Source organism: Sorangium sp. So ce1335 (genome assembly GCF_051521615.1).
In the GTDB taxonomy this organism is placed as follows: domain Bacteria; phylum Myxococcota_A; class Polyangia; order Polyangiales; family Polyangiaceae; genus Sorangium.
This window is the reverse complement of the sequence record NZ_CP150363.1, coordinates 7,305,962-7,316,276: the sequence shown is the minus strand read 5'-3', so window position 1 is coordinate 7,316,276 and position 10,315 is coordinate 7,305,962. Positions and strand designations below refer to the sequence as shown.

The 10,315-nt window shown below is 71.9% G+C and carries 6 protein-coding genes; 4 read left to right on the top strand and 2 right to left on the bottom strand.

The features are described 5' to 3' along the window. Window positions 1-15 precede the first annotated feature (15 nt). Window positions 16-3,039: a DNRLRE domain-containing protein gene (locus WMF24_RS27015; protein ID WP_437730271.1), complete on the bottom strand. Its 3,024-nt coding sequence runs from the start codon at window positions 3,037-3,039 to the stop codon at window positions 16-18. 375 nt (window positions 3,040-3,414) lie between these two features. On the opposite strand from WMF24_RS27015, the gene WMF24_RS27010 reads away from it, so the two are divergent. The 3 genes from WMF24_RS27010 to WMF24_RS27000 are packed head-to-tail and all read left to right on the top strand — an operon-like array spanning window position 3,415 to window position 7,138. Next, on the top strand, window positions 3,415-5,136 hold the full coding sequence (locus WMF24_RS27010) for a protein kinase domain-containing protein (RefSeq protein ID WP_437730270.1): 1,722 nt from the start codon (window positions 3,415-3,417) through the stop codon (window positions 5,134-5,136). Further along, window positions 5,136-6,200, top strand: a complete 1,065-nt coding sequence (locus tag WMF24_RS27005) for a PEGA domain-containing protein (RefSeq protein WP_437730269.1) — start codon at window positions 5,136-5,138, stop codon at window positions 6,198-6,200. The genes WMF24_RS27010 and WMF24_RS27005 overlap by 1 nt, the downstream gene beginning before the upstream one ends. After that, a complete protein-coding gene (locus WMF24_RS27000; RefSeq protein ID WP_437730268.1) occupies window positions 6,197-7,138 on the top strand; it encodes a hypothetical protein in 942 nt (313 codons plus the stop codon). Before WMF24_RS27005 ends, WMF24_RS27000 begins: the two co-directional genes overlap by 4 nt. A gap of 4 nt (window positions 7,139-7,142) precedes the next feature. On the opposite strand, the gene WMF24_RS26995 is transcribed toward WMF24_RS27000, so the two are convergent. Next, window positions 7,143-8,903, bottom strand: coding sequence for an OmpA family protein (locus WMF24_RS26995; RefSeq protein WP_437730267.1), 1,761 nt, complete (start codon window positions 8,901-8,903; stop codon window positions 7,143-7,145). 171 nt (window positions 8,904-9,074) lie between these two features. On the opposite strand from WMF24_RS26995, the gene WMF24_RS26990 reads away from it, so the two are divergent. Then, a complete protein-coding gene (locus WMF24_RS26990) occupies window positions 9,075-10,079 on the top strand; it encodes a PEGA domain-containing protein (protein WP_437730266.1) in 1,005 nt (334 codons plus the stop codon). The last annotated feature ends 236 nt before the right edge of the window (window positions 10,080-10,315 follow it).

Genomic DNA, 10,315 nt, shown 5'->3' with positions numbered 1-10,315 from the left:
AGGGCTCGCCTCGGCTCAGTACGCGATCCCGACCGTGCCGCTGCAGCTGTGGCCGGAGAAGCAGCCGGACCTGATGACGTAATTGCCGCCGCCGCCGGGGGGCACCTGGTACATCAGGAACGTCGACAGGGAGTTGCAGGAATCGTCGTTGGAGGCGACCTCCACGCCGAATGGATTGAACAACCGCAGCCACGTGTCGCCGCTCGCCGACGCGCCCGGGACTCCACACGTGCCGATCGAGACCGTCGTGCCCTCAGGGAGCGTCACCGTGTGGTTGTGCGTGTTCCGTGTGGCGCTGCTCGTGTCGCTCGCGCTGTACGAGTAGTGGGTGAGGTGGGACGGGCAGCCCTCGTTGACCTGGCCGTCGCAATCGTCGTCCTCGCCCGTGTCGCAATCCTCGGGCTGCGGCTGGTCGGTCTGCACGCACGTGAGGATGCCGGAGAAGCAGGACGTCGTCCCCCGCGCGCAGCGGCCAGGGGTCCCGGTGTCGCAGGAGCTTCCGAGCCCGACGATATCCTCGTCTACCGCGGCGTCGCAGTCGTTGTCCAGTCCATCGCAGATCTCATCGGATGCGGGCGCCGCGCTGACACAACGCAGCTGACCATCGCTGCAGGTCATCACGCCCGCGGCGCAGACGCCCGGCTGACCCGTCTCGCAGGAAGTGCCGCCGCCGGGATTGCCCTCGTCGATGTCGCCGTCGCAGTCATTGTCCAGGCCGTCACACAGCTCGGGCGCCGGCAGCACCTCGTTCTTGCAGGAGGTCCAGATCCCTCGATAGCCCTGTCTCACACATGACTTGTAGCCGGATTTGCATACCCCGACGCCCTGCGTACCGTCGGGTCCGGTGTAGCAAGGGGGGAGTGAACCGTCGGGATTGCAGATGCACCCATCGTCCGGGTCGCCGTCGCAGTCCTCATCGTCCGGCATCGAGCAATCCTCGGGTTGCGGGGTCACCTCACCCTCGCACGGCCCCCAGGCTCCATCGATGCACCGCCGGACTCCGGCCTGGCACCGCCCCGCATTCTCTGTGCCAGGCGGACCCGAATAACAGGGAATCGGCGGATCGTCCTCTTCGCACTCCTCGCAACCGTTGTTGAGCCGTCCGTCACAGTCCTCATCGACGCCGTTCTCGCAGACCTCGCTCGTTGCGTTCACCTGCCCGACGCACGCCCCCCACGTGTACCCGTTGCAGACGCGGCGGCCGACCTTGCAGGCGCCCTGTCCTGGCTCGCCCGGGCCGGTGTAGGCGCACTCCTGGATCGTGCCCGGGGCGCCGCACGGCACGTTGACGGTCAGCGTCACCGACTCGCAGCCGCCGGTCCCGCACGTCGCCTGGGCGCTCGGGGTGACGGTGATCGTGTCCTGGGGATCCCAGAACGAGCCCACCGTGATCATCGCGGTGCCGTTCCTTTTCACCGGCACGCAGGCGGTGCCGGCCTGTCCGGTCACCTCGCTCCGCTGGTAGCCGTAATCGACCCCGCGCGCCGTGACCGTCCGGCCGGCGAGCGGCGCGCCGTCCTGGTCCTGCACGGTGACGTTCACGCAGCTCTGCGTCTCGATGGGCCTGTCGCAGTTCCACGAGCTGAAATGAGAGACCTCCGCGGTCCAGACGAGCACGTTCGGGTCCTCGGGGGACGGCTCCACGACGCCGAAGCCTTCCTCGACCCACACGCCCTCCGCGTGGTCGAACCACCAGGACTGAATGAGGTCGCCCGGGGCCACCGTGGCCGCGAAGTCCGGCGGCAGCCTGAACGTGATCGTCGCCGTGGCGCCCGGCGCGAGCTGGAGCGGACGCCCGTCCTGCGTCAGCTGGATCTCGGCCATGTACCCGCTCTCCAGCAGCACGGGCTCGGCCCCGGGCGCGGTCACGCCCAGGAAGGGGCCCGGCGCCGAGGCGATGTCGTCCGTCGTGGGATCCAGGGGCGCAAACGCGATCTCCGCCGTCCCCGTGACGGGCTGACCGTCGTCGTCCAGGAGCGAGCCGGCGGGGAGCTCCACCTGCACCGCGTCGGCGACGACCGTCGCATCCTCGTCGGCGTCGAACGCGATCGGCGGGCCGAGCGGGCGCAGCGAGATGGTCGTCCCACCATGGACCGCCGACTCCAGCGCCGCCGCGACCGTGCCCGGCGCGAAGCCCGGGGCCCGCACCACCGCCACGGCCGCACCCGGCGCGAGGTCCTCGAGCAGCGCGTTGCCCAGCGCGTCGGTCGGGACCTCCACGCCGCCGACCTCGACCGTGGCCCCCGCGATCGGCGCTCCCGCCGGGTCGACCACCTGGATGAGCAGGCTCGTCCCCGAGGGCTCGATCGGCGGCCCCATGGGCGGCCCCGGATCGGGGTTGCAGGGGCCGCAGTGCGGGCCGCCGCAGTCGAAGCCGGTCTCCTCGCCGTTCTGAGCGCCGTCGTCGCAGGTGACGTAACAGACCGTCAGCGCGGGCCGCTGGGTCACGTAGGGGCTGTTGCTGCTCCGGAACTCCGTCGCCCCCGGATCCGTGAGGTCATCGAGCACGAGGCCGTAGTTCGGCGCCTCGCTGCTGATCCAGTCCTGCACCAGGCCGCGCACATCGATCGCCCTCGTCCCGCTGCTGCCGCCTCCGAGGACCTCGAAGGTCGCGACGGGAGCGGGATCGAACGCGGCGCCGAAGCTGCTCCAGGTCGACGTGCCCTCGGACCATGGCGCCGTGGCGCGCAGCACGCTGACGATGCTGTTGGATCCGCTCTTGTAATTCTGAAAGAGGGAGAGGGTCGCGGAGACGACGGTGGCGCCGGCCGGCACGCCGCCCAGGTCGAACCGGAGCAGCGATCGGCTGTAACCGCCCGTCGCGCTCGTGCCGGTCCTGATGCGTTCGTTGGCGCCGTCGTTCCAGGTGGGGGCCGCCTGCCAGAGGGTCACGTCCTCCGCCTGTCCAGACGCGCCCCGCTGCACGGTCAGGCACACCTGACGGTCGGTGGAGAGCGCCTGCGCCAGCGAGCCTGATGGTTCGTTCGCCGCGCCGTCGTCCCGGTCGGACAGGCTCTCGCAGGCCACCGCCGTGATCACGAGAACCGGGAGCCACGCACGGCGCGTAGTGCATCGTAATTTGCCCAAGCTCAGCCGCCTTTCTGATGGTTGATGCTAACGAGTCGTCCCGCGGCATGCAGGCGACTCCGGGCCGGCGCAGACCTCCAGCGCATGTCAGCAGCCCGCCCCCTCCGAACGCGACGCAGTATCTCATTGCGCGTGAAAGTGGAAGTGGACCTTTGGGGGTAGCTGCCGCGTCCGATCCATTCCATTGGGCGCGCCGTTTCACCCTCGCATCGAACGCCTTCGCCCGGGCGGCCACGCCGCCGAGGCGATCATCTTGGACCCCGCTCCCCGATCGCCTAGAGTGCCCGTCGGCTTCCTCTCGAAGCCGCTACAGCAGGAGAGTTCGCCGTGAGCGCACGGATCACCGAGGGGCAGGTCCTGGCAGGCAAGTACCGGGTCGAGCGGGTGCTCGGGAAGGGCGGTATGGGCATGGTGGTCGCCGCCATGCACCAGCAGCTCCAGCAGCGGGTGGCGGTGAAATTCCTGCTGCCGGACGCGACTCCGGAGATGATCCAGCGCTTCCTGCGCGAGGCCCGCGCGGCCGTGCGGCTCAAGAGCGAGCACGTCGCCCGCGTGATCGACGTCGACACGCTCGAGGACGGCACGCCTTACATGGTCATGGAGTACCTGGAGGGGGTCGATCTCTCGCAGCGAGTCCGCCAGGCAGGCCCGCTCCCGATTGACGAGGCGGTCACCTATGTGCTTCAGGCGTGCGAGGCGATCGCCGAGGCGCACGCCGCGGGCATCGTCCACCGCGATATCAAGCCCGCGAACCTGTTCCTCACCACCGCGGCCGACGGCTCGCAGATGGTCAAGGTGCTCGACTTCGGCATCGTCAAGGCCCTCGCCGACGCCACGGACGAGGCGGGCCCTGACGGACAGGCCGCCATGGCGCTCACCCGTACCGCGGCCATCATCGGCTCGCCGCTGTACATGTCTCCGGAGCAGCTCATGTCGGCGCGCTCGGTCGACTCCCGTGCCGACATATGGTCGATGGGCGTCGTCCTCTTTCAGCTGCTCACCGGCCGGCTCCCCTTCGAGGCCAGAGAGTTCGGGGAGCTGTTCGGCATGCTCACCACACAGCCGCCGTCCCCGCCGCGGCTCTTCCGCGCTGACCTCCCCGAGGAGCTCGAAGCGGCGATCCTCGGCTGCCTGCGCAAGCCCCGCGAGGAGCGCTTCCAGCACGTGGGCGAGCTGGCGCTGGCGATTGCTCCCTTCTCCTCGCCCGAGGCGCAGGTCTCGGTCCCGAGGATCCTGCGCACGCTCGGCGTGGCAGCGTCCTCGCCGCCCAGCAGAGGCTCTTCCATTCCGTTCGGGTCGCGGTCGTCATTCCCGCCATTCAGAGCGTCGGCCGTCTCCACGGCGCCGTCGGCCGTCTCCACGGCGCCTGCGAGCGAGATCGCTCCGAGCCGCCCGCCGTCACAACCGCCCGCCCGCGCTTCGCTGCCGCCGAGGGCGTTCGCGCCCGCGGCGCAGGCGCCTTCGGGGCCGGAGAGCCGCGTCTCCTCGTCGACGGGCGACGTGGTGGAGAGGATTTCGGCAGCGCCCGGCGCCCGACCGGCGGCGCGGCGCGGCGCGGCAGGGGCCATGGCCGCGGCCGTCGTGGCATTGCTCACGATGACCGGCGGCGCGATCGTCGTATCGCAGCTCTGGGCGCGGACCGAGGACGAGGCCGATGTGTCTCTGAAGGCCAACGTATCTCGGGAGGAGACGGCGCCGCAGGCCGTCGAGGCCGCGCCAGCTCCGGTGAACAAGGAAGAGACGGCGCCCCGGGACAGCGAGGTCGAGCCGGCGCCGCCGGACCCGGCGCCGCCGGCCCCGACGCTGCCGGCCCCGACGCCACCGACGCAGAAGATACCGACCGCGCCCGCGCCGCCGAACGCAGCCCCGAGGGCGCCGGCGCCGCAGCCCAAGCGCCCGCCGAGCCCTGGCCCGACGTCCACGCCGGCCCAGGGCGCGAGCTCGGCGGCATCGGATACGTCGACCCGTCGCGAGAGCCCGATGGAGATCCTGATGCGGCGGACGAATCAGAACCAGCAAGGGACTCCGAACGGGCAGGTGCCTCAGTGATGCGGCCGCGCAGCGCCGGACAGGAGCGCAGGGGGCGAGGGAGCGTGCGGTGGGCCGCGGCGCTCGTGACCGTCCTCGCGAGCGCCCACGAAGCCGCAGCGCAGCCTGCTCCTGCGCAGCCCGTCCCCGCCGAGACCGCGACATCCGGCGCGCCGGCGTCCTCCAGGCCCCTCGTCGAGGTGCTGACCGGCACCGCCCGGGCAGAGTACGAAGCCGGCCTCGTCCTGTTTCAGGATCGCGACTACGCCAACGCCATCATCAAGTTCGAGCGCGCCTACGAGCTGTCGGGCAAGCAGCCGCGCGTGCTCTGGGACATCGCCCTCTGCCAGTGGCACCTCAAGCGCTACAGCCGGGTCCTCACGACGATCGAGGGGCTGCTCCACGAGGGCGGCCCTGATCTTTCGGCGCAGGAGCGTCAGGACGCCGAGGCGCTCATCCAGGCCACCAGGCCCTACGTGAGCCGCCTCGAGCTCCTGGTGAGCGAGAAGGACGCGGAGGTCTTCGTCGACGGCCGGCCAGCGGGGAGGACGCCGCTCGACAAGCGGGTGCTCCTCGACGTCGGCCAGCGGGAGATCCGCGTCTCGAAGCGGGGGTTCAAGGACGTCACGATCTCCCGAAAGATCGCCGGCGGCGGTGAGACCGCGCTCGTCGTGGTGCTCGAGAAGGAGGTTCACCGCGGGCGCCTGATCGTGGCCGCCGGGCCGGGCGACCTCATCGCGATCGACGGCCGGGTGGTCGGCCGCGGCGCGTGGGAAGGCGAGCTGCCGAGCGGTGGTCACACCTTGCGCGTGACGGGTCCGGGCATGCTCGCGCACCAGGCCGAGATCATGCTGAACGACGACCAGGTACGCCGCGTGGACGTGCGCCTCACGTCGCGGCCGGGCGACGGCATCGAGCGCTGGTTGTGGGCGGGGGGCGGCGCGGCCCTCCTCGCCGGCGCGGTCGTTGCGGGCGTGCTCGTCTTTCGCTCCGAGCCGCCGACGCCGGGCACCGTCGAACCGGGCACCGTCCGCGTGGCCAGCCGGGGCGGCGGGCTCGTCGTGCGCTTCGGGGAGGCCCGATGAGGTCGGCGCTGCGCGCGGCGGCGGCGGTGATCGGGCTGATCGCGCTGGGAGGATGCTCCTCGCCCAGCGAGCTGATGATCGCGGTCCACACCGATCTCGGCGTGCCCGACGATATCGACCTGGTGAAGATCGCGGTGTTTCGCGGCGGCCGGGAGAAGTTCGTCGATGAGTACCCGAACCTTGGTAGCGAAGGCGCCGGGGCCCGGCTCCCGTTCACGCTGGGCCTCGTCGCCGAGGCGCCGGGGGTCGAGGTTCACGTCCGGGCGAGCGCGTGGTCAAAGGGGCTGCCTCGGATCGTGCGAGATGCGGTGACCACGATCCCGAGCGAGCGGGTGGCGCTGCTGCACCTGCCGCTGCACTTCCTGTGCGACGGCTCCGCCCGGCGGGTGGATCGAGCAGACCTCGATGCGCCCCTCGACGGGGTGGAGAACGCGCGCTGCGGCGAGGGCGAGACGTGTGTGGCGGGCGCATGTGTGGCCGCCCAGGTGGACTCGTCCACGCTGGCCGATTACGCGCCCGAGGACGTGTTCGGAGGGAGCGGCGGCCAGGGCGGCAGCGCGTGCTTCGACGTCGCGCGCTGCTTCGCGGCCGCCCGCGAGGTCTCGCTCCTGGACGCGGGAGGCGATTGCTCGTTCGTCAGCGTGCAGGAGCCGGGGAGTGCTGGGCAGCCGGTGAACGTGGCGCTGAAGACGACGCCGCAGAGCGAGGCGCGCGGCATCTGCGGCGAGAGAGGCTGCTTCGTTGCGCTCGACGCGGGCAGCGAAGCTGGCTTCGACGAGGGGGCTGACGGGGTCGTCCGCCTGCCGCCCGCGGTCTGCGGTCAGATGGCGGCGGGCAAGGGGATCGAGGTGGTGTCGCAGCCGGCAGGTGAGGGCTGCCCGCAGAAGGTCCAGGCGCTCCCCACGTGCGGGCCCTGGTCGGTGGCAGGGGGCGGGTAGCCTTTCACTTCCTCTCCAGCACGAGGAGCTGCACCCGCCGGTTCTTCGCCCGGCCCTCCGCCTTCGTGTTGTCCGCGATCGGCTTGCTCGCACCGTACCCCTTCGCCACGAGCCGGTCCGCCGCGATCCCCTTCTCGACGAGCCATTTGCGCACCGCCTCTGCCCGCGCCGCGGAGATCATCTCGTTGAACTTCGCGTCCCCTGTGCCGTCGGTATGCGCCTGTACTTCGATCCTCGCCCACTCCGGGTGGTCCTGGATCACCGCGGCCATTTCCTCCAGCGCGGGCGCCGATCGCGGATCGATCGCCGGCTGCAAGGCCTGCACGCCCTTCCACCCGATCGGCTCGAGCAGCACGACCTCCTCGCCCTGAACCCGTACGCGCTTCGGACAGCCGCGCGCCGCTGCGTCCTCGCTGGCCGGCCCCTTCTCTCGCGGGCAAACGTCGTCGGGATCCAGGATCCCGTCGCCGTCCGCATCCGTCACCGGCGGCGGCGCCGGCGGCGGCGGCGGCGCGGGGCACCCCGGCTTCGTGTCCTTGCCGTCCGCCGCGCCGGCCTCCTTGGGGCAGAAGTCCAGTGAATCTTGCAGCCCGTCGCCGTCGGTATCCAGCGGGCACCCCCGCCGCGAGGCCGTCGCGCCGGCCTCGCCTGCCTTCTCCGGGCAAGCATCGTCCGGGTCTGGCACGCCGTCCTCGTCCCGATCCTCCACCGGGCAGCCGTTGCGCCTCGCGTCCGCGCTGCGCTGTCCGGCCGCGTACGGACACGCCTCCTCGGTGTCCAGCAGCCCGTCGCCGTCCGAGTCTGCGGCCGCTGCGCCGCGGCCGCCGGAAGGCGGCGCCCAGGCCAGCATGCCCACGAGCCGGAACGCCGGGGTTCCGAGGCCCTCGCCGAACCCGGGTCCGAGAGCGGCGCCCACCACGAGGCCGCCGAGCGCGGTGCCTGCGAGCGGCCGGACGCGGGCTCCGAGCAGCGCCTCGGCGCGCGTCGTGCGCCTGTGCTCCACCCGCGTGAAGTCGGAGAGGCCCACCGAGCCGCCCTGGATCGGCGTTGCGGCGTAGATCTCCGGGCCCACCTGCAGCCGCTCCTCCCAGAGCAGCAGCGCCGCGCCGCCGCCGTAGGTCACCGTCGAGGGGTTGCCCGAGCTGCGGAACGTCGCGCCCACCGCGGCGCTCCAGACCAGCCGCTCCACACGTCCGCCGGCGATGAGCTGCGGCGTGACCCGCACCGTTCCCTCGCCCATGTACGCGTCGGTCGCGCCGGTCGGCAGGTGCAGCCCGAAGCTCGCGCCGATCTGCACCGGGGCGTCCTCCCCGCCGAACGCCCGGATGCGCACGCCCAGGCGCAGATCGCCGGCGGCGGGCGACTCCGGCGCGTCGGGCGTCGGCGCACCTGGCGGCGCCGGCTCGCCTGGCACCGCCGCGCCGTCGCCGGTTTGCGCCACGGCGAGCGGCAGCGTCGCGGACACGAGCAGCCGATCCCACAGCGGGAGCGCCAGGCCGAGGTGCAGGATCGTCTGGCTTCCCACCACCTCTCGCACGTCATCGCCCTGCGCGAGCGTCAGAGGCGCGTCCGCATGGCTGACGGACACGTGGGCTCGCGGGACGACGTGGCCGTCCACCCAGGGAGACGGCACCCCGAAGAAGGGATCGCCGGCAGGTGCTGGATCGAGCTGGTCCAGCGCAATGGCGGTCGACGACTGCGCCGCCGCCTGCGTGGGCAGAGAGAGCGTGGCCAGCAGCAGCGCGGTCCCGAGCAAGAGCCTCATGAGCGCGCGATGCTACTTCCCCAGGCGGCAGCCAGGCAAAACGAGCGCGATGGAGCTTACGATTTTCTCCGTTCGGACCGGCGCCGTGGCTAGGATGCGCCGTGGTGGCGGCGGGTAGGCCTCCGCTGAGGGACGATGAGGGCGAGCAGAGCGCGGCGTGATGTACCAAGGGTGTGGACCCTGCTCCTGATCATGGGGCTTGGCGTTACGGCTGCCGGTGCCAGGGCGCAGACGCAGCCGCCGCCCCGGCCGGCGCCGAGCACGCCCGCGCCGCCTGCGCCCGCGTCCGCGCCGGCAGAGCGGCCGCCGCTCGCGCAGTCGCTCACGGGCATGGCCAAGGCGGAGTACATCACGGCGGGCGTGCTCTTCCGGCAAGGCGACTACAGCGGCGCGGGCGAGCGGTTCCATCGCGCCTATGAGCTCTCGCGGGACCACCGGTTGCTCTGGGACGTCGCGCGTTGCCACAAGGAGATGCGCCGTTACGCGCGGCTGCTCAAGACGCTCGATCGGATGGAAGCCGAGGCCGGGGCTGCGCTCACGGTCGACGAGCGGAAGGACATCGTCGAGCTCCGCGCGTTCGCCGAGCGGCTGGTGAGCCGCATGGAGATCCTGGCGAGCGCGCCGGGGGCCACGGTGTTCGTCGATGGCGAGGTCGTGGGGACGACGCCGTTTCCGGAGCCGGTACCGGTGGACATCGGAGAGCGGCAGATTCGGATCGTCAAACCGGGCTTCAAGGAGCTCACGCGTACCGAGACCGTCACCGGCGGGGGACATATCGCGTTCTCCGCGGCCCTGGAGAAGATCGCCCCCCGGGGTCGTCTCCGGGTGGTGGCCGGATCGAACGATGCGATCGCGGTCGACGGCAAGGTGGTCGGTCGCGGCGCGTGGGAGGGCTCTGTGCCGAGCGGAGCGCATCTGTTGCGGGTGACTGCGCCGGGGATGCTGGCGTATCAGGCCGACGTCCTGGTGCGAGACGGCGAATCGCGGCGCATCGAGGTGAAGCTGGACGATGCTCGCGGGCGCGCCGCGTACTGGTTATGGCTCGGCGGTGGCGCGGCGCTGCTCGCCGGCGGTCTGATCACGGGAGCGCTCGTGTTCGAGCCGGGCAGGCCGGCGAAGCAGGGGACGCTCGGCTCGTTCCCGCTGTCGCTCGGCGGCGTAGGCGGGCGGCGATGAGCGCGCGCTCGATCCCGAGCGGCCGCGGCGCTCGTCGCGCGCGGCGCGGCGGTCGTCGTGCCTGCCGGCTGCTCCGGGACCGTCCTGAACTGGATTGACGAGCGATCGCCAGGCCCACGGGAGCGCGACGGGGCGATCCTGCGCCTCCGCCTCCAGCGGGCCACGCGCCCCCGGCCGGGCTCCGCTGGGCGGCGTGCCGCGAGCCTCTCCGGCGGATGCGCTCCCGGCGCCGATCC